General features: G+C 66.6%; 19 protein-coding genes. 1 reads left to right on the plus strand and 18 read right to left on the minus strand.

Features of this window, described 5'->3' with window-relative positions:
- Nucleotides 1-104 precede the first annotated feature (104 nt).
- From A3A5_RS0128760 to A3A5_RS0128790, 7 genes are all read right to left on the minus strand, one after another.
- Nucleotides 105-401 carry a lipid asymmetry maintenance protein MlaB gene (locus tag A3A5_RS0128760; protein WP_018313920.1) on the minus strand — a complete coding sequence of 99 codons (297 nt, stop codon included), beginning with the start codon at nt 399-401 and terminating at the stop codon, nt 105-107.
- Between the two features lie 151 nt (nt 402-552).
- Nucleotides 553-1,182 carry a phospholipid-binding protein MlaC gene (locus A3A5_RS0128765; protein WP_018313921.1) on the minus strand — a complete coding sequence of 210 codons (630 nt, stop codon included), beginning with the start codon at nt 1,180-1,182 and terminating at the stop codon, nt 553-555.
- Nucleotides 1,183-1,392: 210 nt separating this feature from the next.
- Nucleotides 1,393-2,493, minus strand: coding sequence for a VacJ family lipoprotein (locus A3A5_RS0128770; protein WP_018313922.1), 1,101 nt, complete (start codon nt 2,491-2,493; stop codon nt 1,393-1,395).
- Nucleotides 2,490-3,002, minus strand: coding sequence for an outer membrane lipid asymmetry maintenance protein MlaD (gene mlaD / locus A3A5_RS0128775; protein ID WP_018313923.1), 513 nt, complete (start codon nt 3,000-3,002; stop codon nt 2,490-2,492). The genes A3A5_RS0128770 and mlaD overlap by 4 nt, the downstream gene beginning before the upstream one ends.
- A 63-nt stretch (nt 3,003-3,065) precedes the next feature.
- Nucleotides 3,066-3,845 (minus strand): lipid asymmetry maintenance ABC transporter permease subunit MlaE, encoded by a 780-nt coding sequence (gene mlaE / locus A3A5_RS0128780; RefSeq protein ID WP_018313924.1) that lies wholly within the window; start codon nt 3,843-3,845, stop codon nt 3,066-3,068.
- Complete coding sequence (locus A3A5_RS0128785) at nt 3,845-4,663, minus strand: ABC transporter ATP-binding protein (RefSeq protein WP_018313925.1); 819 nt, start codon at nt 4,661-4,663, stop codon at nt 3,845-3,847. The genes mlaE and A3A5_RS0128785 overlap by 1 nt, the downstream gene beginning before the upstream one ends.
- Nucleotides 4,664-4,793: 130 nt before the next feature.
- Nucleotides 4,794-5,882: a tripartite tricarboxylate transporter substrate binding protein gene (locus A3A5_RS0128790; RefSeq protein WP_026201235.1), complete on the minus strand. Its 1,089-nt coding sequence runs from the start codon at nt 5,880-5,882 to the stop codon at nt 4,794-4,796.
- A gap of 223 nt (nt 5,883-6,105) precedes the next feature.
- On the opposite strand from A3A5_RS0128790, the gene A3A5_RS0128795 reads away from it, so the two are divergent.
- Entirely contained in the window at nt 6,106-6,642 is a 537-nt protein-coding gene (locus tag A3A5_RS0128795) for a GNAT family N-acetyltransferase (protein ID WP_018313927.1), read from the plus strand.
- 76 nt (nt 6,643-6,718) lie between these two features.
- On the opposite strand, the gene A3A5_RS0128800 is transcribed toward A3A5_RS0128795, so the two are convergent.
- The 11 genes from A3A5_RS0128800 to pilM form a co-directional block, all read right to left on the minus strand.
- Entirely contained in the window at nt 6,719-8,182 is a 1,464-nt protein-coding gene (locus tag A3A5_RS0128800) for a glutamate synthase subunit beta (RefSeq protein ID WP_018313928.1), read from the minus strand.
- Between the two features lie 120 nt (nt 8,183-8,302).
- Nucleotides 8,303-13,012, minus strand: a complete 4,710-nt coding sequence (locus A3A5_RS0128805) for a glutamate synthase-related protein (protein ID WP_018313929.1) — start codon at nt 13,010-13,012, stop codon at nt 8,303-8,305.
- Nucleotides 13,013-13,393: 381 nt separating this feature from the next.
- Nucleotides 13,394-14,119: a transposase gene (locus A3A5_RS0128810; protein WP_018313930.1), complete on the minus strand. Its 726-nt coding sequence runs from the start codon at nt 14,117-14,119 to the stop codon at nt 13,394-13,396.
- 100 nt (nt 14,120-14,219) lie between these two features.
- Entirely contained in the window at nt 14,220-15,356 is a 1,137-nt protein-coding gene (locus tag A3A5_RS0128815) for a deoxyguanosinetriphosphate triphosphohydrolase (protein ID WP_018313931.1), read from the minus strand.
- 48 nt (nt 15,357-15,404) lie between these two features.
- Nucleotides 15,405-16,511, minus strand: coding sequence for a 3-dehydroquinate synthase (gene aroB / locus A3A5_RS0128820; RefSeq protein ID WP_018313932.1), 1,107 nt, complete (start codon nt 16,509-16,511; stop codon nt 15,405-15,407).
- Nucleotides 16,508-17,068, minus strand: coding sequence for a shikimate kinase (locus A3A5_RS39485; RefSeq protein WP_018313933.1), 561 nt, complete (start codon nt 17,066-17,068; stop codon nt 16,508-16,510). Before A3A5_RS39485 ends, aroB begins: the two co-directional genes overlap by 4 nt.
- 345 nt (nt 17,069-17,413) lie before the next feature.
- Nucleotides 17,414-19,561, minus strand: a complete 2,148-nt coding sequence (gene pilQ / locus A3A5_RS0128830; protein ID WP_018313934.1) for a type IV pilus secretin PilQ — start codon at nt 19,559-19,561, stop codon at nt 17,414-17,416.
- The gene (locus A3A5_RS0128835; protein WP_018313935.1) at nt 19,558-20,109 is read right to left on the minus strand and encodes a pilus assembly protein PilP; all 552 of its coding nucleotides are present in this window, start codon (nt 20,107-20,109) and stop codon (nt 19,558-19,560) included. The genes pilQ and A3A5_RS0128835 overlap by 4 nt, the downstream gene beginning before the upstream one ends.
- Entirely contained in the window at nt 20,106-20,777 is a 672-nt protein-coding gene (locus A3A5_RS0128840; RefSeq protein ID WP_018313936.1) for a type 4a pilus biogenesis protein PilO, read from the minus strand. The genes A3A5_RS0128835 and A3A5_RS0128840 overlap by 4 nt, the downstream gene beginning before the upstream one ends.
- Before the next feature lie 2 nt (nt 20,778-20,779).
- Nucleotides 20,780-21,439: a PilN domain-containing protein gene (locus tag A3A5_RS0128845; protein WP_026201238.1), complete on the minus strand. Its 660-nt coding sequence runs from the start codon at nt 21,437-21,439 to the stop codon at nt 20,780-20,782.
- Between the two features lie 17 nt (nt 21,440-21,456).
- Nucleotides 21,457-22,527: a type IV pilus assembly protein PilM gene (pilM, locus tag A3A5_RS0128850; RefSeq protein ID WP_018313938.1), complete on the minus strand. Its 1,071-nt coding sequence runs from the start codon at nt 22,525-22,527 to the stop codon at nt 21,457-21,459.
- Nucleotides 22,528-22,792: the final 265 nt, after the last annotated feature.

Raw genomic sequence — 22,792 nt, forward strand, 5'->3', positions numbered from 1 at the left:
CGGGGAGGGTCCCGCTTGATCCGCCCCAAGGGGCTCGGCGACCGCGCAGGGCCGTCGCCTCGGCATCGCGGGCGGCCGCCGTGCTGGCGACCGGCGATGCCGGATCAATGTCGGTGGTGGTGCCCTTGCGGTGCGGCCGCGGGGGCCAGGCCCAGCAGGCCGTCCACGCCGTACAGGCTGGCCAGTTGCGACAGCTGCGGCGGCACGCCGCGCAGCGACAGCGCCTGGTTGCGCGCGGCGGCGGCGCGGCTCCATGCCAGCAGCACGGCGACCGCGGAGGAATCCACCTGCGCCAGGCCGGTGCAGTCGACCTGCACCTCGCCCTGTGCCACGCGCGCCAGCCCGTCACGCAGCACGGCGGCGGCGTTCTGGTTGGTCAGCGAGGTACCTGGCGAGAGCATGGATGCGTGGGCTTGAGGGTCGGTAGCTTGAATACGGTGGCAAAAACGACGACTCCCGCACGTCGGGCGGGAGTCTGTGCCGCGAACAGCCATTGTAGAGCAGATCGGCGCGCCGTGCTGCATTGCAGCGGCGCGCCGTTGGGCACGCGCCTCAGCTCTTGGCGCTGGCCAGCTGGCGGTTGCGGTCCTGCAGCGTCTTGATCACGCCCTCGACACCCTGCTGGCCGACGATGGTGTTGAAGCTGCCCTTGTAGGCTTCGGTCAGCCAGGCGCCCAGCACGTTGATGTCATAGACCTTCCAGCCCTGGGCGGTCTTTTCCAGGCGGTAGTCCATCTGGATCGGCTCGCCCTTGTTGACGACCTGGGTGCGGATGGTGGCATCGGTATCGTCAGCCGTGCCGCGGTACGGGCGGTACTGCACGGTCTGGTCGCGGATCTGGGCGATGGCGCCGGCATAGGTGCGGATCAGCAGGGTCTTGAACTCCTCGGTGATCTGCTTCTGCTGCTCGGGCGTGGCCTTGGACCAGTTGCGGCCCATGGCGATCTGCGTGGTCTTCTGGAAGTTGGCGTTGGGGATGATCTTCTGCTCGACCAGCGCGGTGATCTTGGCGATATTGCCGGCCTGCATGTCCTTGTCAGCCTTGACGGTCGTCATCACGTCACTGACCACGGCCTTGACCAGCCCGTCCGGGGTGGCCGCGTCCTGGGCCGCCACCTGGGCGTGTGCCGGGCCCGCGAAGGCAACTACCGTAAGGAAGGGGACCAACAGTCGCTTTATCATGGATTTTCCTTCTGTATCAAAGACGTTTTTCGCCGGGGCGTGGCCGGGCGTCATGGGTCTGGCGCGAGGCCTTGCGGTGATTGGAACATAAGCGCGGGGCGGTGGTTGCACCACAAGCGCCTTTCCCGCTACTTACAAACAAATTGTTTCAGCCCTCACAGGGCATTCACAGCGTGGCGCGGGCCCTGGGGCCGCCCGCGCCACGCAGGGTCAGCGGATACGGACACCCGGCACGATCCGCTGCATCGGATCCATGGGCGGTATCGGCAGGCTCTGGCTCTCAGGCTGCAGATCGCCAGAGGGCGTCTGCGCAGGCTGCGCCGGCGTGGCGGCCGGGGCCGAGGCGTCTGCCGGAGGCGTGGCGGGCGCGGGTGCCGCAGGCTGCGCCGGCGTAGCGGGCGTAGCGGGCGTAGCGGGCGTAGCGGGCGTAGCGGGCGTAGCGGGCGTAGCGGGCGTAGCGGGCGTAGCGGGCGTAGCAGGCGTAGCAGGCGTAGCAGGCGTAGCAGGCGTGGCGGGCGTGGCGGGCGTGGTGGGCTTTTCACCTTCGGTCCCCGCGGGGGCCTCAGGGCGCGCCGCCGGGGTCTCCGGGGCGCTGTCTGCATCCTCGTCGCCGTCGGGCGGGTTGCCGTCGTAGACCAGGTACTGGCGCCGCTGCAGGTAGGAATCGCGCAGGAACGAGTACTTGTCCAGCGCCGCCTGCTCCAGCAGGTTGCTGGCGCCGAGCAGCTGCGCCCGGCCGGCGACGATGCGCACGCCGGTCAGCGAATTGCGCAGCGATACCGGATAGAAATAGGCCGACGGGTCGAAACTGCGGTCCACCAGCATGCCGCCGGTGTCGCGCACCGTGCTGGGCCCGAACAGCGGCAGCACCAGGTACGGCCCGGGCGGCACGCCCCACACGCCCAGCGTCTGGCCGAAGTCTTCCTTGTACTTGGGCAGGCCAGCCGGGGTGGCGATGTCGATCAGGCCGCCGATCCCCAGCACGGTGTTCATGGCCACGCGCATGGTGTCCTCGGCGGCGCGGGTGGGCTTGCCCTGCAGCAGGTTGTTCGCTGCCGAGTAGACATCGCTCACGTTGGAGAAGAAGTTCTCCACCGCGCGCTGCACCGGCGTGGGCATGTAGTCGGCATAGACCTGGGCCACCGGGCGCAGGACGCCCTTGTCGAAGTCCTCGTTGATCTTCGAGACTTCGCGATTGAACGGCTCCAGCGGGTCTTTCGGGTTGGCGGTGGGGCCAGTGGCGCAACCGGCAAGCACGGCCGCGCCAGCCACTGCGGCCAGGCCCTTGCGGAACGATGGCGCCGCGCTCATTTGAGATCCCCTGCCGGCGCCGGCGCGCTGGCACCGGCGGACGCACCGCCGCCGGCATCTGCCGCCTTGTTGTACAGGAACTGGCCGATCAGGTTTTCCAGCACCACGGCCGACTGCGTCATGGTGATGCGCCCGCCTTCGGCCAGCATGGCGGTGTCGCCGCCGGCTTCCAGGCCGATGTACTGCTCGCCGAGCAGTCCGGATGTCAGGATCTTGGCCGAGGTGTCCTTGGGGAACTGGTAGCGCTTCTCCAGGCTCATCTCGACGGTGGCCTGATAGGTCTTGTCGTCGAAGCGGATCGCCGCCACGCGGCCGACCACCACGCCCGCGCTTTTGACCGGCGCGCGCGGCTTGAGCCCGCCGATATTGTCAAAGCGCGCCTGCACGCTATAGGTGTCCTGGAAGGAAAAGGCGCTCATGTTGCCCGCCTTGAGGGCCAGGAACAGCACGGCGACGAACCCCGCCGCCACAAACAGCCCCACCCAGAAATCGAGTGCGTTCTTTTTCATTGGAATCTCTTTCTTCAACCCCGTAGTGTTCTTGTCGCTGACTTGTCGTTGGTATGGCCCGCGTCAGTTGCCGAACATCAGCGCGGTCAGCAGGAAATCCAGCCCCAGCACGGCCAGCGATGCAATCACCACGGTACGGGTGGTCGCGCGCGAGACGCCTTCCGGCGTGGGCTTGGCCTCGAAGCCCTGGTACAGGGCAATAAACGTCACGGCAATGCCAAAGATAAAGCTCTTGATCACGCCATTGAGCACGTCGGCGCGCACGTCGACGCCGCCCTGCATCTGCGACCAGAAGGCGCCGGCGTCAACGCCGATCAACTGCACGCCCACCACGTAGCCGCCCAGGATGCCTACCGCGCTGAAGATCGCCGCCAGCACCGGCATGGCGATCACGCCTGCCCAGAAGCGCGGTGCGATCACGCGCTGCAGCGGGTTCACCGCCATCATTTCCATGGCCGTCAGCTGCTCGCCCGCCTTCATCAGGCCGATCTCGGCAGTCAGCGAGGTGCCGGCGCGGCCGGCGAACAGCAGCGCGGTCACCACCGGGCCCAGCTCGCGCACCAGCGACAAGGCCACCAGCAGCCCGAGTGCCTGCTCGGAACCGTAGCGGTTCAGGGTGTAGTAGCCCTGCAGGCCAAGCACGAAGCCCACGAACAGGCCCGACACTGCGATGATCACCAGCGACAGGTTGCCGACAAAGAAGACCTGGTCGGTCACCAGCCGGAAGCGGCGCAGCAGCAGTGCCGGCGACAGGCCCAGCAGCGTCAGGAACATGCGCGTGGCATGGCCCAGTCCCGACATGCTGCGGCGCACAGCCGCCCCGATGGTGGTAAAGAAGTCCATTACCGCGCACCTCCGGCGAAATCCTCGGCCAGCGAAGGTCCGGCGTAGTGGAACGGCACCGGGCCGTCGGCCTCGGCATGGACGAACTGGTGCACGAACGGGTCGGTGGAGGCGCGCAGCGCCTCGGGCTCGCCCTGCGCGACGATGCGGCCGTCGGCGATGAAATAGACGTAGTCGGCGATCTGGAAGGTCTCGTGCACGTCGTGCGAGACGATGATCGTGGTAGCACCCAGCGCGTCGTTCAGGCTGCGGATCAGCCGCGCGGTCAGCCCGAGCGAGATCGGGTCCAGTCCGGCGAAGGGCTCGTCATACATCAGCAGCGCCGGATCCAGCGCAATCGCGCGCGCCAGCGCCACGCGCCGCGCCATGCCGCCCGAGATCTGCGACGGCATCAGGTCGCGCGCGCCGCGCAGGCCGACCGCGTTGAGCTTCATCAGCACCAGGTCGCGGATCATCGAGTCGGGCAGGTCGGTGTGCTCGCGCAGCGGGAACGCCACATTGTCGAACACCGACAGGTCGGTAAACAGCGCGCCGAACTGGAACAGCATGCCCATCTGGCGGCGCACCGCGTACAGGCCGCGGGTATCCAGCGTGTGGATATCGGTGCCGGCAAAGCTGACCGTACCCGCCTGCGGGCGGACCTGGCCGCCGATCAGCCGCAGCACCGTCGTCTTGCCGCAACCCGAGCCGCCCATCACCGCAATCACCTTGCCACGCGGGAATTGCATGGTCAGGCCGGACAGGATCGGCTTGCCGTGGTCCGCATAGGCGAAGTCCACCGCAGTCAGTTCGACGAGGTTTTGAGCAGAATCGGTCACGTGGGCACCGGTCAGGACAGTCGCGCATTATAAGGTGTACTACCTAGCCCTGCTGGCGCCCGTGTGCCCCGCGCCACACGCCCTTCTCTCAGACTTGCCCTAGCCTCCCAAACCCGCCCCCCTTTGCTGCTCAAGGCTCCTGTATCGACGAAACGTCCTTCAGGATCACCTGCCATTGGATCGATTCCGAGCGGATCGCGGTGGCGAACGCCTCCGGCGAGTCGCGCAGCGGCGTGACCCCCGCTGCCTGCAGGCGCGAACGCACCTCGCGCTCGGACATGACGGCGTCGAGCTCGACCGCCAGCCTGGCGACGATCGCACGCGGCGTCTTGGCCGGCGCCATCACGCCAAACCAGGCGGCCGCGGCATAGCCTTCCAGCCCCGACTCCTGCAGCGTCGGCACCAGCGGTGCCAGCGGCGAGCGGGCCACGCCCGTCACCCCGACCAGGCGCAGCCCACCGTTCCTGACCTGGCCCTGGACCGCGGCAAACGAACAGAAACACGCACTGACGCGGCCGGCCAGCATCTCCTGGACCACGGCGGACTCGCCCTTGGCGGTCACCAGCGGCACGCCGCTGCGGATGCCGCGCACGGCGTACTCGGCGTACAGGTGAGAGGGGCTGCCCGGCTGGCCGTAGCCATAGCTGTAGGAGCCGGGGTTCGACTTCACGGCGGTCATCCATTGCTCCGGCGTGCGCATTGGCAGCCTGGCATCGATCACCAGGAACAGCGGCGTGGTGGCCACGCGCGCCACCGGCGTGAAATCGCGCACGACGTCGTATGGCACCGGCTCCAGTCCGGGCTGGATCAGCATATTGGCCTGGTGCAACAACAGGGTGTGGCCATCGGAGCTGGCCTTGGCGACCACGTCGCCGGCGATGGTGCCGGCGGCGCCGGGCCGGTTGTCGACCTCCACCGGCACGCCCAGACGTGCGGACAGGCGCTCGGCCAGCATGCGCGCCACCGCATCGGCAACGCCGCCGGCCGGGAACGGCACGATCAGGCGCATCGGTCGGTCGGGGAACGACATGCTGCGGGCGAGCTGCTGGGTCCCGGCATGCGCCGGCATGGCCGGCACCGCCAGCGCCAGCGTGGCACACCCCAGGGCATACAGGCACAGGAAAGGCTGGAGCCAGCGCCGGACTGCGCCCATTGGGGGGCGCGGCGCCAACTTTGCTTTACCTCGCCAAAGCCGCGACACATTGCGCACTTCGGGCATCAATTTCCTCCGGCCGGTCTCCTGAGGAGGCGGCAAGCTGGTTCTGGGGAAAAAGGATTTGCGAGGCAGTTTCCGTTAGTTGTTTTTGAAAATTGTAAGGACATTGCCCAGGCCACCACAGACACGTAAACCATAGCCGGGAGAACCCTGAAGGCCCCGCCAGGCCTTGCCAAACGCGCCATGGCCACCGGGACGCACGGGCCTCGCTGGCTATAATCGGCCGATGACGATTTACACCCTGCGGCCGATGGTCACCGCCGACCTGCCGGCCGTGCTGGCGGTGCAAGCCAGCTGCTATACCGAAGTCCTGCTGGAGAGCCATGCCGCGCTGGCAAGCCGGCTGGCGCTGTCCCCCGCCACCTGCTGGGTCGCGCATGATCCCGGACATCCCGGCGCGCTCGCCGCCTACCTCTTTACCCACGCCTGGCCCGAAGCCACCCTGCCGCCGCTGGACGGCGTTCTCGACGATCGCTGGCGTGGCGCCGGGCCGGACACCCTCACCTGGTTTGTGCACGACATGGCCGTGGCGCCCGCCGGACGCGGCGCCGGCCTGGCGCCGCGCCTGTACGCGGCGGCACAGGCGGCCGCGCGCGCCGCGGGGCTGCGGCGTTCGCGGCTGATCGCGGTGCAGTCGGCCGCGCCGTGGTGGCGCAGGCTCGGGTACGCCCCGGTGGCGGCGCACATGGCCGCCGCCCATGCGGCCAAGCTGGCCAGCTACGGCGCCAGTGCGATGCTGATGGAGCGCACGCTGGCCGACTGAGCGCTGCGCCGGCGCCAGGACGACAAAAAGCCCGCCGGCTTGCGCCAGGCGGGCTTTTTGTTCTTGCCGGGATGAATCAGCGCGGCAGTTCGGTGTGGCCCATCAGGAAGGCATCGACCGAACGCGCAGCCTGGCGGCCTTCGCGGATCGCCCACACCACCAGCGACTGGCCACGGCGCACATCGCCGGCGGCGAACACCTTGGGCACGTTGGTGTGGTAAGCACGCTCGCCCTCGGTCGAGGCCTTGGCGTTCTTGCGCGCATCGGTATCCACGCCAAACGCTTCCAGCATCGAGCCCACCGGGTTGGTAAAGCCCATCGCCAGCAGCACCAGGTCGGCCGGCAGGATGAACTCGCTGCCTTCGACTTCCTGCATGCGGCCATCCTTCCATTCGACGCGGCAGGCCTTCAGTGCGGTGACCTTGCCGTTCTCGCCGATGAATTCCTTGGTGGCGACCGACCAGTCGCGCTCGCAGCCTTCATCGTGCGACGACGAGGTGCGCAGCTTGATCGGCCAGTACGGCCACACCAGCGGCTTGTCCTCTTCTTCCGGCGGCTGCGGCAGCAGTTCAAACTGCGTCACCGAGGTCGCGCCATGGCGGTTGGACGTACCCACGCAGTCGGAGCCGGTATCGCCGCCACCGATCACGATTACGTTCTTGCCTTCGGCGCGGATCTCGTTTTCGCCGTCGCCGGCCACTTCCTTGTTCTGCGGGATCAGGAATTCCAGCGCGAAGTGGATGCCGGCCAGGTCGCGGCCCGGCACTGGCAGGTCGCGCGGCACTTCCGAGCCGCCCGCCAGCACCACGGCGTCAAACTGGTCCATCAGGGCCTGAGCCGAGATGGTTTCACGGGCGTAGTTCTTGATGCCGGCCGGCAGTTCGCCGTCGGTCACCATCACGCCGGCGCGGAAAGTCACGCCTTCGGTCTGCATCTGCTCGATGCGGCGGTCGATCAGCGTCTTCTCCATCTTGAAGTCGGGGATGCCGTAGCGCAGCAGGCCACCGATGCGGTCGTTCTTCTCGAACACAGTCACGTCATGGCCGGCGCGTGCCAGCTGCTGCGCGACCGCCATGCCGGCGGGGCCGGAGCCGACCACGGCCACGGTCTTGCCGGTCTTGTGGCGCGGCAGCTGCGGCTTGACCCAGCCCTCTTCCCAGGCCTTGTCGATGATGGCGTGCTCGATCGACTTGATGCCCACCGGCAGTTCATTGATGCCCAGCGTGCAGGCGGCCTCGCACGGTGCGGGGCAGATGCGGCCGGTGAACTCGGGGAAGTTATTGGTCTGGTGCAGCACCTCGATCGCCGACTTCCAGTCCTGGCGGTACACCAGGTCGTTGAAGTCGGGAATGATGTTGTTGACCGGGCAGCCGTTGTTGCAGAACGGGATGCCGCAGTCCATGCAGCGCGCACCCTGGATCTTCGCTTCGCTGTCGGACAGCGCGAACACGAATTCCTTGTAGTGCTTCACGCGCTTGACTACCGCTTCGTAGCCTTCGTTCTGGCGCGGAAATTCGAGAAAGCCAGTCGCCTTACCCATGTTGCGTCCTTGGTCATGCTGCGCGGGACCGGCGGCGTCGCCGGCCCTGCGGTGGGGTCAGAATCTTGTCAGGGCCGCGGCGGCTGCCGCGGCCCCTCTGCGTCGTTGCGTTGCGCTCGCTCAGGCCGCGATGGCTTCACGGTCGCTGTCGCGGGCGGCCTGTTCCTTGGCGTACATCTCGCCCAGCGCGCGCTTGTACTCGGTCGGGAAGACCTTGACGAACTTGCGGCGTGCCGTGGTCCAGTCAGCCAGCAGCGCCTTGGCGCGCTCGGAACCGGTGTAGCGGAAATGCTGCTCGATCAGGTTGCGCAGGATGACTTCATCCAGCACGCGCTTGCCGTCGACCTTGTGCCACGAAGCCGGGCCCTGGCCCTTCTCCTGGTCGGCGGCGGCCAGCACGGCCTCCAGCGCCACCATCGAGGTGTTGCAGCGCTTGTCGAACAGGCCGTCCTCGTCATAGACGTAGGCCACGCCGCCCGACATGCCGGCCGCGAAGTTGCGGCCCGTGCCGCCCAGCACCACCACCGTGCCGCCGGTCATGTACTCGCAACCGTGGTCGCCGGTGCCTTCCACCACGGCAACCGCGCCGGAGTTGCGCACCGCGAAGCGCTCGCCGGCCACGCCGTTGAAGAACGCTTCACCGGCGATCGCGCCGTACAGCACGGTGTTGCCGACGATGATGTTGCGGGTCGGGTCGCCGCGGAACTCATGCGGGGCGCGCACGATCACGCGGCCGCCCGACAGGCCCTTGCCGACGTAGTCGTTGCCGTCGCCTACCAGGTCCAGCGTGATGCCGTGCGCCAGGAACGCGCCGAACGACTGGCCGGCGGTGCCTTGCAGCTGGATGTGGATGGTGTCGTCAGGCAGGCCTTCGTGGCCATGCTGGCGCGCCACCACGCCCGACAGCATCGCGCCGACGGTACGGTTGACGTTCTTCACCGGCTGGATGAACGAAACCCGCTCGCCCTTCTCGATGGCCGGACGGGCCTTGGCGATCAGTACGTGGTCCAGCGCCTTGCCGGCCTCGGCCGACAGGCCGTGGTCCTGCACGTCGGTGTGGAACAGCGGCACTTCCGCGCCCAGCGAGACCTGGTGGAAGATGCGGCCGAAGTCCAGCCCGCGTGCCTTCCAGTGCTCGATACCCGGCTTGGTGTCGAGCAGGTCGGCGCGGCCGATCAGCTCGTCGAACTTGCGGATGCCCAGCTGGGCCATGATCTCGCGGGCCTCTTCGGCAACGAAGAAGAAGAAGTTGACCACGTGTTCCGGCTTGCCCTGGAACTTCTTGCGCAGCTGCGGATCCTGCGTGGCCACGCCCACCGGGCAAGTGTTCAGGTGGCACTTGCGCATCATGATGCAGCCCTCGGCCACCAGCGGCGCGGTGGCGAAGCCGAATTCATCGGCGCCCAGCAGCGCGCCGATGACGACGTCGCGGCCGGTCTTCATCTGGCCGTCGGCCTGCACGCGGATGCGGTTGCGCAGGCCGTTGAGCAGCAGCGTCTGCTGCGTCTCGGCCAGGCCCAGCTCCCACGGCGTGCCGGCGTGCTTGATCGACGACCACGGCGAGGCGCCGGTGCCGCCGTCATGGCCGGCGATCACGACGTGGTCGGCCTTGGCCTTGGACACGCCCGCGGCCACGGTGCCGACGCCCACTTCGGATACCAGCTTGACCGAGATATCCGATGACGGGTTGACGTTCTTCAGGTCGTGGATCAGCTGCGCCAGGTCTTCGATCGAATAGATGTCATGGTGCGGGGGCGGCGAAATCAGACCAACGCCCGGCACCGAGTAACGCAGCTTGCCGATGTAGTCCGAGACCTTGTGGCCGGGCAGCTGGCCGCCTTCACCGGGCTTGGCGCCCTGCGCCATCTTGATCTGGATCTGGTCGGCCGAAGCCAGGTACTCGGCGGTCACGCCGAAACGGCCCGACGCCACCTGCTTGATCTTCGAGCGCAGCGAATCGCCTTCCTGCAGTTCCAGGTCGCGCTCGATCACGTTGTCGCCCAGCAGGCCCTTGAGGGTATCGCCCTGCTTGATGGGGATGCCGCGCAGCTCGTTGCGGTAGCGCTTCTCGTCCTCGCCGCCTTCGCCGGTGTTGGACTTGCCGCCGATGCGGTTCATCGCCAGCGCCAGCGTGGTGTGGGCTTCGGTCGAGATCGAGCCGAGCGACATCGCACCCGTGGCGAAGCGCTTGACGATCTCCTTGGCCGATTCCACTTCTTCCAGCGGAATCGCCTTGGCCGGATCGACCTTGAACTCGAACAGACCGCGCAGCGTCATGTGGCGCTTGCTCTGGTCGTTGATGATGTTGGCGTATTCCTTGTACGTCTGGTAGGCGCCCTTGCCGTCGTCAGCGCGCACCGAGTGCTGCAGCTTGGCGACCGAGTCCGGGGTCCACATATGCTCTTCGCCGCGGATGCGGAAGGCGTATTCGCCGCCGGCGTCCAGCATGCTTTCCAGCACCGGGTTGTCGCCAAAGGCGTCGCGGTGCAGGCGCAGGGCTTCCTCGGCCACTTCGAAGATGCCGATGCCCTCGACGTTCGACGGGGTGCCATGGAAGTACTTCTGCACCAGTTCGCGCGACAGGCCGATGGCTTCAAAGATCTGCGCGCCGGTGTACGACATGTACGTGGAGATGCCCATCTTGGACATCACCTTGAACAGGCCCTTGCCGATCGCCTTGACGAAGTTCTTGACGGCCTTCTCGGGCGACAGGTCGCCGGACAGGCCCTGGGCCATTTCGGCCAGCGTTTCCATCGCCAGGTACGGATGCACGGCTTCGGCGCCATAGCCGGCCAGCAGCGCAAAGTGGTGCACTTCACGGGCGGTGCCGGTTTCGACCACCAGGCCGGTGGACGTGCGCAGGCCCTTCTCCACCAGGTGGTGGTGGATGGCGGACGTGGCCAGCAGCGCGGGAATCGCGACATGCTCGGCATCCACGCGGCGGTCCGACACGATCAGGATGTTGAAGCCCGAACGCACCGCATCCACGGCTTCGGCGCACAGCGAGGCCAGGCGTGCTTCGATGCCTTCCTTGCCCCAGGCCTTCGGGTAGCAGATGTTCAGCTCGTACGAACGGAACTTGCCGCCGGTGTAGTGCTCGATGTTGCGGATCTTGGCGATGTCCTTGAAGTCCAGCACCGGCTGGGACACTTCGAGACGCATCGGCGGGTTGATGTTGTTCAGTTCCAGCAGGTTCGGCTTCGGGCCGATGAACGACACCAGCGACATCACCATGTTCTCGCGGATCGGGTCGATCGGCGGGTTGGTGACCTGGGCGAACAGTTGCTTGAAGTAGTGGTACAGCGTCTTGTTCTTGGACGACAGCACCGCCAGCGGGCTGTCATTGCCCATCGAACCGGTGGCTTCCTCGCCTGCCAGCGCCATCGGCGCCATCAGGAACTTGACGTCCTCCTGGGTGTAGCCGAAGGCCTGCTGGCGGTCCAGCAGCCTGGCCACCGGCTTCTTCTCGGCGGCAACGTCTTCCGGCTTGGCGTCGAGCTCATCGAGCTTGATGCGCACGGCGTCGATCCAGCTCTTGTACGGCTTGGCGTTGGCCAGGTTGTCCTTGAGTTCCTTGTCATCGATGATGCGGCCCTGCTCCATGTCGATCAGGAACATCTTGCCCGGCTGCAGGCGCCACTTCTCAACGATGCGCGACTCGGGGAACGGCAGCACGCCGGCTTCCGAAGCCAGCACCACGATGTCGTCCTCGGTCACATAGAAACGTGCCGGGCGCAGGCCGTTGCGGTCCAGCGTGGCGCCGATCTGGCGGCCATCGGTGAAGCAGATTGCGGCCGGGCCGTCCCACGGCTCCATCATGGCGGCGTGGTACTCGTAGAAGGCGCGGCGGTTGTCGTCCATCAGCGTGTGCTGTTCCCAGGCTTCCGGGATCATCATCATCATCGCGTGGACGAGCGGGTAGCCGGCCATCGTCAGCAGTTCGAGGCAGTTGTCGAACGATGCGGTGTCGGACTGGCCCGGGTAGATCAGCGGCCACAGCTTGGGCAGGTCGTCGCCGAGCACCGGCGACGAAATCGCGCCGGTGCGCGCGTTGATCCAGTTGACATTGCCCTTGACCGTGTTGATTTCGCCGTTGTGGGCGACCATGCGGTACGGGTGGGCCAGTTCCCAGGCCGGGAAGGTGTTGGTCGAGAAGCGCTGGTGGACCAGGGCCAGGGCCGAGACGGCACGCGGGTCCAGCAGGTCCAGGTAGTACTCGCCAACCTGGTTGGCCAGCAGCAGGCCCTTGTACACCACGGTACGGGCCGACATCGACGGCACGAAGTATTCCTTGCCGTGCTTGAGCTTGAGCGCCTGGATGGCGTGGCTGGCGGTCTTGCGGATGACGTAGAGCTTACGTTCCAGCGCGTCCGTGGTCATGATGTCGCGGCCGCGCCCGATGAAGATCTGGCGGATCACCGGCTCGGTGGTGCGCACCGTCGGCGACATCGGCATCTTGGCATCGACCGGCACGTCGCGCCAGCCCAGCACGACCTGGCCTTCCAGGCGGACCGTGCGCTCCAGTTCCTGCTCGCAGGCCAGGCGCGAAGCGTGTTCCTTGGGCAGGAAGATCATGCCCACGCCATACTCGCCGGCGGGCGGCAGGCTCACGCCCTGCGCGGCCATTTCCTCGCGGTAGAACTGGTCCGGGACCTGGATCAGGATACCGGCACCGTCGCCCATCAGCGCATCGGCGCCGACCGCACCCCGGTGGTCCAGGTTCTCCAGGATCTTCAGGCCCTGCGAGATGATCTCGTGGGACTTCTTGCCCTTGATGTGCGCGACCATGCCGACGCCGCAGGCGTCATGCTCGTTGCTGGGATCGTACATGCCCTGCGCTTGCGGGCGCAGGTCAATGGCTTGGGAAGACTCGCTGGTCTGCGCTTGTGCCTGAGCTTGGGCCGAAAGATTTTTCGTTTGGTCCACGGGCTGAATTCCGGTGAAGGCTGCGCGAACTGGCTGGGCGTACCGGAACGGGGACCGCGCGCTTTCTCGTTTTTATTCCTCCACCCAGACCGGAAACCGGCGGGACGGAAAATGGGGACGAAGCTGTCAGCGGGCCGCAGCGGCGTACACGAGCGTGACGCGCCGCACAATGACTGTGGGTGGAGCAACTATATGGGAATCGCGTTCGCCTCGCAAAATTTTTAAATGGGGTCAGATAACATTAAATTAGGCACCGTTTCGGTGACCCAATTAAATAGGGACATATTAGTTTTGCGACGGCCTTGACACATTTGCTGATGTCGTTTGCACCTTTTTGGGGCGTCCTTTTGGCAACGGTTGCACGCGCCGCGTTGCGTGCCGCTCCAATTGGGCCAGGAACGCTTCGTCGCCAAGTGGCCAGCCGCTATGGGCATGGTTGCGCAGTGTCTCCAGGGTCTTGCCCGACAGGCCCTCGGCGGTCAGCATCCGGTAGTTCGACTGCCGCTCGAACGGCGTATTGCCCAGTTCCCAGTACGCGGAGTGGTCGCTCACAAACGGGCTGGCCTCGATACCGGCGTGATGGTGGTAACTGCTCCAGCGATCGGCCTCCGGGGTGCTCACCTCACCCGCGCGCAGCGCGTTGCCCTCCACATAGAGCATCGCCGGCAGCATCCACCGGGCGGGGTCGAACACCGCGGAACGGAAGCGCCCTTCCCACAGCGTGCCGGTGCGGCTGGCCACCCGGTTGAAGTAGCGCGCATAGCGCCGCCCCACCGCCTGCATGGTCAGGCTCAGCGAGTCTGCCCCCTTGGGCGTGGCCACCAGGTGCACGTGGTTGGGCCGCAGCGTGTAGGCATGGATGGCAAGGTCATGCTCGCGCGCGGCCATGCGCAGGCAGTCGAGGTAGTGCAGGTAGTCGTCCGGCCCCAGGAACACGTGCTGGCGGTTGTTGCCGCGCTGCAACACCAGGGCGGGCAGACCGGCGGGGGAAAAGCGGGGAAGGCGTGCCATGACAGGTCATGCGAGCGTTGATGCCCGCATGATAGCCTGATCCGTCCCCACTTATGCGGCAGGCTGGCGTGCCGATCGGAGGGCCAGCCCGAACGCGCCCTCAGTTGCCTTCGCTGACCGCGAAGATGCGGCGGTGCTCACGGATCGCGTAGCGGTCGGTCATGCCCGCGATGTAGTGGGCAATCAGCCGCGACTGGTCGCCCCCGTGGCTGGCCTGGTACTGCGGCGGCAGCAGACGCGGGTCGGACATGAAGGCCTGGAACAGGTCGCCGACAATGCGCTGCGCCTTGGCCGACATGCGCATCACCAGGTAATGCCGGTACAGGTGCCGGAACAGGAAGCGCTTGAGCTCGGCCGCCTCTTCATGCATCTGCGGGCTGAAGCCGACCAGCGGGCCTGCCGCGCGCACCGCGTCGATATTGCGCGGGTTGGCCGCGGCGATATTGCGGCTGGTGGTCTCGATCAGGTCGACGATCAGCGTATTGATCATGCGCCGGACCGTCTCGTTGATGGCGCGCCGGCCGTTGACGCCGGGGAAGACAGCGGCCACCTCGGCGCGGTGGCGGGCCCACATCGGCACCTCGTCCAGCTGCTCCAGCGTCAGCAGCCCCGAGCGCAGGCCGTCGTCGATATCGTGGTTGTTGTAGGCGATCTCGTCGGCCAGGTTGGCCAGCTGCGCCTCCAGCGACGGCTGCGTGCCCTCCAGGAAGCGCCGGCCCAGTTCGCCCAGCGCCGAGGCGTTGACCCGCGAGCAATGCTTGAGGATGCCCTCGCGCGTCTCAAAGGTCAGGTTCAGCCCGTTGAAGCCGCCGTAGCGCTCTTCCAGCTCGTCCACCACCAGCAGGCTCTGCAGGTTGTGCTCGAAGCCGCCGTGGTTCTTCATACAGGTATTGAGCGCATCCTGACCGGCGTGGCCGAAGGGGGTGTGCCCCAGGTCGTGTGCCAGCGAGATCGCCTCGACCAGGTCTTCATTGAGGCGCAGGTTGCGCGCGATCGAACGGGCGATCTGCGCCACCTCCAGGCTGTGGGTCAGCCGGGTGCGGAACAGGTCCCCTTCATGGTTGACGAAGACCTGGGTCTTGTACTCGAGCCGCCGGAACGCCGTGCTGTGGATGACCCGGTCGCGGTCGCGCTGGAATTCGCTGCGCGACAGCGATGCGGGTTCGGCATGCACCCGCCCGCGCGTCTGCGCAGAGCGGGCGGCGTAAGGGGCGAGATGGCTTTCAAAGTCGGTCATGCGGCGCGTCCGGTGGCTGGGGCGGGGTGGCGAGGCATAACCGATCGGTCAGGCGACCGGGGCCTCGGTGGGTGGTTTCAAGACTGCGTGCGCAAGCGTCGCACGCAGGTCGGCGTCCGGCACGGTGGTGATAAACGCTTCGCCGAGCTTTTTCAGCAGGATGAACTTGATGCTGCCGGCCTCGGCCTTCTTGTCGACCTTCATCAGTTCGATATAGCGATCGGCGCCCAGTTCCGGCGCCACCACCGGCAGCATGGCTGCCTGGGTCAGGGTGCGGATGCGCGCGAGCGTCTCGATATCGATAAAGCCCAGCCGGTGCGAGAGGTCGGCGGCCATCACCATGCCGCAGCCCACGGCCTCGCCGTGCAGCCAGGCGCCGTAGCCCATGCCGGCCTCGATCGCATGGCCGAAGGTGTGGCCGAAATTGAGGATGGCGCGCAGGCCGCCCTCGCGCTCATCCTGGGCCACCACGCCGGCCTTGATCTCGCAGGAGCGCTGCACGGCGAGCGCCATCAGGTCCGGGTCGCAGGCATTCAGCGGCTTGATGTTGCGCTCGATCCAGCCGAAGTACTCGGCATCGGCGATGGCGCCGTGCTTGATGACCTCGGCCATCCCGGCGGCCAGCTCGCGCGCGGGCAACGTGCGCAGCGTGTCGATATCGGCGATCACCGCGTTGGGCTGGTGGAACGCGCCGATCATGTTCTTGCCCAGCGGGTGGTTGATGCCAGTCTTGCCGCCCACCGACGAATCCACCTGCGCCAGCAGCGTGGTCGGCATCTGGATAAAGGGTACGCCGCGCATGTAGCAGGCGGCGGCAAACCCGGTCATGTCGCCCACCACGCCGCCGCCCAGCGCGACCAGCGTGGTCTTGCGGTCGGCGCCGGCCTGCAGCAGCGCGTCGAAGATCCGGTTCAGCGTTTCCCAGTGCTTGAAGGCTTCGCCGTCGGGCAGCGTGACGGTGCGCACGGTCTTGCCGAGCGCGGCCAGCGCGGCCTCGACACGCGCCGCATAGAGCGGGCCGACGGTTTCGTTGGTGACGATGACGGCGTGCTGCCCGCGCACATGCGGGCGCAGCAGTTCGGCGTTGTCCAGCAGGCCGGTACCGATATGGATGGGGTAGCTGCGCTCGCCCAGGTCGACTTCAAGCGTAATCATGGATTGTGGTCCTGCGCCGGCGGCTCCGACTCTTCCGGCGGCGCGGAAGCCGGCTGCGGCGGATCGATCGGAAAACCGGCCATTTCAAGTTGCATCAACACCATATTAGCAAGCTGCGCCACCGAGGGCTTGCCGGTTTCGATGATGAAGTCGGCGACTTCGCGGTACAGCGGGTCGCGCTCGGCGTACAGCGCCTCGAGCTTGCCCTTGGGGTCCTCGGCCTGCAGCAGCGGCCGGTTGCGGTCGTGTCGGGTGCGCAGCCACAGGTCGTGCGGGCTGGCGCGCAGGTACACGACCGTGCCGCGGGACTTCAGCACCTCGCGGTTCTCGGCACGCAGCACGGCGCCGCCGCCGGTGGCCAGCACAATGCCCTGGCGCGCGGCCAGGTCGCGGATCATGGCGGCCTCGCGGTCGCGGAAGCCTGCCTCGCCCTCGACTTCGAAGATCACCGGGATGCGGACACCGCAGTGCGCCTCCAGTTCATGGTCGGAATCGAAGAACGGATAGTGCAGGCGCCGCGCCACCGTGCGGCCCACGGTGGTCTTGCCGGCGCCCATCAGGCCGACGAAAAAGAGATTGGGTCGATCGGATTCCGGTCGCTCGGAGTCGGATCGATCGGCGTCGCGCCGATCCTGGGCCTGGCGCTGTGCCGCCGGGCCTGTCGCTGAGGCTGTCACTGGACTGTCGTTCGGGAGCGCGGCATGCGGGCCGTCCTCCCCGGTTGGGAACTGCATCATCTTCTTATGTTGTGGCGCGGCCGGCAAGTGGCGAATGCGGCATGGCCCACATGGCTGGCCCGTCCCGGGGCCGTCTCCGGGCGCCCCGCGGCGCGCAAAAAAAGGCCGCATCCCTCGATGCGGCCTGCCAGTCTACTGTATCCGGCGCCTCCGGACGCCATGTCCCTACCTGAGCGACACGCTCTCGTTCAGGATGCGCGGGGTCAGGAACACCAGCAGCTCGGTGCGGTTGCGCACCTTGGCGTTGCTCTTGAACAGGTTGCCCAGCACCGGGATATCGCCCAGCAGCGGCACCTTGTCGGTGTCGTTGGACTCTGTCTGTGTATAGATACCGCCGATCACAACCGTGCCGCCGTTCTCCACCAGCACCTGGGTCTGCACGTGCTTGGTGTCGATCGCAAAGCCCGAGGTGGTCTGGATGCCCACGCTGTCCTTGTTCACGTCAACGTCCAGCAGCACATTGCCTTCGGGCGTGATCTGCGGCGTCACTTCCAGCTTCAGGTTGGCCTTGCGGAACTGCACCGAGGTCGCACCGCTGGAGGTCGCCGCCTGGTACGGCAGCTCGGTACCCTGCTCGATCAGCGCCTTGATGTTGTTGGCCGTGACCACGCGCGGGCTGGAGATGATCTTGCCCTTGCCATCCGCTTCCAGCGCCGACAGCTCCAGTGCCAGGAATTTGGTGGCGGCGCTGTTGAACAGACTGACCGCGACATTGGCCGGGTTGGTGCCGTTGATAGCACCGGCCGGCAGGCTCAGGAACGGGCCGTTGTCGGAGGTCGCCCCGGGCAGCACGTTGTTGTACGTGTTGCCGACGCGGGCGTTGTTGTACTGCCCGGCAAAGCCCAGCTTCACGCCCAGGTTGCGGCTGAAGGTATCGGTGGCCTCGACGATGCGCGCCTCGATGATCACCTGGCGCACCGGGATGTCGATTTTGCCGATGAAGCTCTGCACCTCTTCCAGCTTGCTGGCGATATCCGAGACGAAGAGCTGGTTGGTGCGCGCATCGGCCGTCAGCGAACCGCGCCTTGACAGCATGCGCGTACTGGCGCCCGCCGCCCCTGGCACCGCAATGGGCGCCACGGCAGCACCGCCGCCGGCAGCCATGCCCAGCAGCATCTTGCGCACGTCCTCGGCGCGCTGGTAGTTGAGCTGGAACACCTGGCTGCGGATTGGCTCCAGGTCGTTGATCTGCTGCTGCGACTCCAGCTCCAGCTTTTCCTTGGTCTGCAGCTCGGCCTTGGGAGCGACCCACAGCACATTGCCGTTGCGCCGCGAGGCCAGGCCCTTGGCATCCATCACGATCTGCAGTGCCTGGTCCCAGGGCACATCCTTCAGGCGCAGCGTGATGTTGCCCTGCACGCTTTCGCTGGTGATGATGTTCAGGTTGGTAAAGTCGGCGAACACCTGCAGCAGCGAGCGGATGTCGATGTTCTGGAAGTTCAGCGACAGGCGCTCGCCGCGGTAGCCCGGGCCGCTGATCAGCTTGGTCGGGTCTTCCTTGACCGGGCGCACCTCGACCACGAACTGCGTGTCGGTCTGGTACGAGCTGTATTCCCAGTTGCCGCGCGGCTCGATCGTCAGGCGGGCGTTGCCGTTCGCATCGGAGGCGCGCATGCCCTGCACCGGCGAGCCAAAGTCGCTGACGTCGAAGTGCCGCCGCAGGTTCTCCGGCAGCGTGGTGCCGAGGAAATCCACCACCACGTTCTTGCCCTGTTGCGCAATATTGATTCCCGATTCGCGCGAGGACAGGTCCACCACCACGCGCCCGGCGCCATCGGCGCCGCGGCGGAAGTCGATATGGCGCACCGACGGCCGCGCCGCCGCGGCTGCAGGCGTCGCCGTCGCAGCCGGCGCAAACGTGGGCACAGCGTTCTTGAGCGCCGGCGCCACATTATCCAGCGCCACCACGAAGACATTGCCGCGCTGGTCGGTGCGATAGGTGGCGTTGCGCGTGAGGTCGAGGACCACGCGGGTGCGGTCGCCGATCTGCACCACGTTGGCGGACTTGACCAGCTTGCCGCCGTAGTCATACTGCGCGCGCCGCTTGTCAAAGCCAGTATCGAAGAAATCGATCGCGAGCCGTGCCGGGTTCTGCGTGGTGAAGTCCGCCGGCTTCTGCGCCAGCGGCCGTTCGAGTTCAATTGTGAACACGGTCTGCTCCCCGACCATGCTGACGTCAACCGCCTTGATCCGGTTGCTTTGTGCCAGTGCGGCCGGCGCGGCAATCACCAGCAACAGCGCCAGCGCCAGCGCCAGCGCCATCGTCGTCTTTGCGGCGCCCGCGAGCGCACGGTACCAGCGCGTGAGGGTCATGCCGCCACCTCCAGCTTCAGGCTGGTCATTTTCTCTTTCCACTCTGATACCCCCTCCCGGACCAATTCGCGCAGCACGATCTCCTGATCGGTGATGCGGACCACCCGGCCATAGCTCTGGCCGAGATACTGACCCACCTTGATATGGTGGATCTTGTTATCAACCCGCACGATGCCGAAGGTCTCCCCGTGCTTCGTCATCATCCCGAGCATCTTGAAGTTCTCGAGCGGGTAGTCCTCCAGCGGCTCGCGGCGCCGCCCGGCTTCGGGCGAATCCGCCAGCGTCTTGTTCAGCTCGCCGATCTTGGCCTGCGCGAACGGCTCGGGCGCCGTGGCTGCGGCGTACTCGCGCGGCACATAGGGCCGGGCGTCGGGCAGCGGCTCGGGCGGCTTGGCGCGCGCGCTGCGGGTGGCATCCATCCACTGGCGCAAGGCGTCTTCATCGCTGGCGCCGCAGGCGCCCAGCAGGCCGACGGCCAGCGCCGCCGCCGCGAACGTGCGTGGCGCCGTGGTCCAGGCGAGGCTGCGGGTACGAACGGTGCGGCTCATTTGGCACCTCCTGCCTTGGCTGCCGCAGCGGCTGCCGCGGCCTTGCGCTGCGCGGCCTGCTCGTCCGGGTCGAGCGCGCGGTAGGCCATCGCCACCGCCTCCATCGACATCGCGCCATCCTTGGTATTGGCCAGCTGCAGGTTCTGCATCGACACGATCCGCGACAGTGCCGCCACGTCGGCATTGAACTGCGCCACCTCGTGGTAGCGCCCGGTCACGCGCAGGTTCACCGGGATCTCGGCGAAGTAGGGCTTGATCACCGCCCCCTGCGGCTTGAACAGCTCGAACTGCAGCCCGCGTGCGACGCCGGCGTGGTTGACGTCGGCCAGCAGTGCGTCCATCTCGGCCTTGTTGGGCAGTTGCCGCTCGAGCAGCGCCACGCGCTGCTCCACCTGCTTCTTCTGCTCGCGCAGTGCGTCCAGGTTGGCCACCTGCGCCACCTTGGACTGGTACGCCTGCTTCAGGCTTTCCTGCTCCTGGCGCTGGCGGTCGAGTTCGTCGAACTTGGCGCCCCAGTAGAACTGCCAGCCCAGCAGCAGCACCACGGCCGCGGCCAGCACCGCGAACAGCACGCGCGGCGCGGCCGGCCACGTCTCCGGTTCGCTCAGGTTGAGCCCGCGGAACTGGCCGGTCAGGTCGGCCAGGTTGATTTCAGTATTGAGCGCCATGGTCAGGCCTTTCCGGCTGCGGGTGCGGGAACTGGGGCGGCTGCGGGTGCGGAGGCGCCCGGCACGGCCTTCTTGCCGTCGACCGCCGCTGCCGGCGCGCGGTACACGAAGCGCATCGAGAAGTCGAACAACCGGCGCTGCTCGCGCAGGTTGTTGGTCATGGTGACGGCCTTGGATTCGACCAGTTCGGCCTTGTCCAGCCAGGCCACCCCGCTCAGGTTGCGCAGCAGCTCGGAAATGCGCTCGTTGGACTGCGCCACGCCCGCGATGGTGAAGGCCTCGCCGGTCTGCTTCAGGCTGGTCAGGTAGACGCCTTCGGGCACCTGCCGCACCAGTTCCTCAAGCAGCTGCACCGGGCGGTTGCGCTCGGTCTGCAGGCTTTCAACGGCCTTCTGGCGCTGCAGCAGCGCGTCGATGTCCTTCTTCAGGTTGTTGACCTCGCGGATCTGCCCGTCCAGCTTGGCGTTCTCAGTGCTCAATACCTGATTGAGTGCGAGCACCGAAGCGACGCGCCCGTCGATATAGTAGCCGCCCAGCAGCACCACGGCGGCGCCAGCCACTGCGGCGCCGGCCAGCATCGTATAGACCTTCTTGCGGCGTGCTGCCTTGCGGGCTTCGTGGTAAGGCAGCAGGTTGACCGAAGGCAGTGTGTTCATGGACATCTGATGCCTCCGGTGCGTTATTGCAGGCCGCGCAGGGCCAGGCCGGCACTGACGATGTACGCCGGCAAGTCGCGCTGCAGGTAGCGCTCGTTGACCTTGGCGTTGGTCGCCATATTGGCGAACGGGTTCGCCAGCGTGGTGGTGATCTTGGTCTGGTGCTGGATCGCCGATTGCACGCCGAGCAGCGACGCGTGCCCGCCCGAGAGCAGGATCTCGTCGACCCGGCCCAGGCTGGAACTGGCGATGAAGTTGCCGACCGCGGACTGCACTTCCATCGCCAGTGCATCCAGCGACGGCTTGAGCAACTGCGCGCGCCAGGCTTCAGGCAGCGTGTTCTTGCGCTTCTTGATCTCGGCCTTGAGCGCGTCGAGGGTGAACATGCGCGCCGCACTCTGCGTGAGCTGGTCGCCGTAGCTGTTCAGCGGCTGCTCGTAGAGTTCTTTCCAGCCCTGGTAGAAGATCGCCTTGGAACGGCTGCCGCCCAGATGGATCACCGCCACCACCGGCAGCGCGCGCGCATCGGCCTCGGGCATCTCGTGCGGCACGCCCAGCATCTGCACGACCGAGCGCTGCACCGCGTATTCCTCGACATCCATGACCTGGGGCTTGAGCCCGGCCATCTCGGCCGCGGTCACGCGCTCCTGCACACGGTCGCTGTTGGCCGCCGTGACGCGCACACCGATACCGCCCTCGGTTTCGCTGGGGCCGATCACGGCGAAGTCGAAGTTGACCGCCTGCGACGGCGGATAAAGCCGGTGTGCCTCGGATTCGACCTGGGAATACAGCTCGTCTTCGGACAGGTTGTCCGGCAGGCTGACCGTTTGCGATTCCGTCAGCATGGAGGGCACGCCCAGCACCACGTCCTTCGAACGGATGCCGGCCTTGCCCAGCGCGCGTTTAAGCGCGATCCCGACGGCCTCGATATTGATGACGTTGCCATCGGCAACGGCGTTGCGGTCCAGCAGTTCGCTGGCGCATTTTTCCAGCCGATAGTCTTGCCTGCTGCCCCCGACGGACAGCTCGACGACCTTGACACTGGACGACCCGATATCTACGCCGACCGTAGTCCGGCGAAGCAGCCCCGACAAAATGCCCCGACGCAAGGTGTGACCCCCTGACTTTTGAACTCGCCCCCGGCTTGAACGCTCTAATCGGGCGAGCCTTGTTTCTTGAATGAAACGTTTGCTCTTTTATGTTGGTCGATTCTCACAAAATCCGGCATCGGTGGCAATGTGCCGAACTGGCGCCGAGTTCTTTTTGAGAAGCCCCTCGCCAATCCGTTGCCAAAACCCCACGGTCGTCGGGTTCCCTTCCGTGCGCGCTTGTGCGCCCGCCCGTACGCCTTTAGCTGCA

The sequence above is a fragment of the Cupriavidus sp. UYPR2.512 genome, assembly GCF_000379565.1.
GTDB lineage: Bacteria > Pseudomonadota > Gammaproteobacteria > Burkholderiales > Burkholderiaceae > Cupriavidus.

Coding starts and splice junctions, on each gene's coding strand:
- A3A5_RS0128795 (WP_018313927.1), top strand. CDS start 6,106: ATGACGATTTACACCCTGCGGCCGATGGTCACCGCCGACCTGCCGGCC.
- pilQ (WP_018313934.1), bottom strand. CDS start 19,561: ATGACCCTCACGCGCTGGTACCGTGCGCTCGCGGGCGCCGCAAAGACG.
- A3A5_RS0128840 (WP_018313936.1), bottom strand. CDS start 20,777: ATGGCGCTCAATACTGAAATCAACCTGGCCGACCTGACCGGCCAGTTC.
- A3A5_RS0128770 (WP_018313922.1), bottom strand. CDS start 2,493: ATGAGCGCGGCGCCATCGTTCCGCAAGGGCCTGGCCGCAGTGGCTGGC.
- A3A5_RS0128805 (WP_018313929.1), bottom strand. CDS start 13,012: ATGTACGATCCCAGCAACGAGCATGACGCCTGCGGCGTCGGCATGGTC.
- A3A5_RS0128845 (WP_026201238.1), bottom strand. CDS start 21,439: ATGTCCATGAACACACTGCCTTCGGTCAACCTGCTGCCTTACCACGAA.
- A3A5_RS0128760 (WP_018313920.1), bottom strand. CDS start 401: ATGCTCTCGCCAGGTACCTCGCTGACCAACCAGAACGCCGCCGCCGTG.
- A3A5_RS0128790 (WP_026201235.1), bottom strand. CDS start 5,882: ATGCCCGAAGTGCGCAATGTGTCGCGGCTTTGGCGAGGTAAAGCAAAG.
- A3A5_RS0128800 (WP_018313928.1), bottom strand. CDS start 8,182: ATGGGTAAGGCGACTGGCTTTCTCGAATTTCCGCGCCAGAACGAAGGC.
- A3A5_RS39485 (WP_018313933.1), bottom strand. CDS start 17,068: ATGGGCGCCGGCAAGACCACCGTGGGCCGCACGGTGGCGCGGCGCCTG.
- aroB (WP_018313932.1), bottom strand. CDS start 16,511: ATGATTACGCTTGAAGTCGACCTGGGCGAGCGCAGCTACCCCATCCAT.
- mlaE (WP_018313924.1), bottom strand. CDS start 3,845: ATGGACTTCTTTACCACCATCGGGGCGGCTGTGCGCCGCAGCATGTCG.
- mlaD (WP_018313923.1), bottom strand. CDS start 3,002: ATGAAAAAGAACGCACTCGATTTCTGGGTGGGGCTGTTTGTGGCGGCG.
- A3A5_RS0128810 (WP_018313930.1), bottom strand. CDS start 14,119: ATGGCACGCCTTCCCCGCTTTTCCCCCGCCGGTCTGCCCGCCCTGGTG.
- A3A5_RS0128835 (WP_018313935.1), bottom strand. CDS start 20,109: ATGAGCCGCACCGTTCGTACCCGCAGCCTCGCCTGGACCACGGCGCCA.
- A3A5_RS0128765 (WP_018313921.1), bottom strand. CDS start 1,182: ATGATAAAGCGACTGTTGGTCCCCTTCCTTACGGTAGTTGCCTTCGCG.
- A3A5_RS0128815 (WP_018313931.1), bottom strand. CDS start 15,356: ATGACCGACTTTGAAAGCCATCTCGCCCCTTACGCCGCCCGCTCTGCG.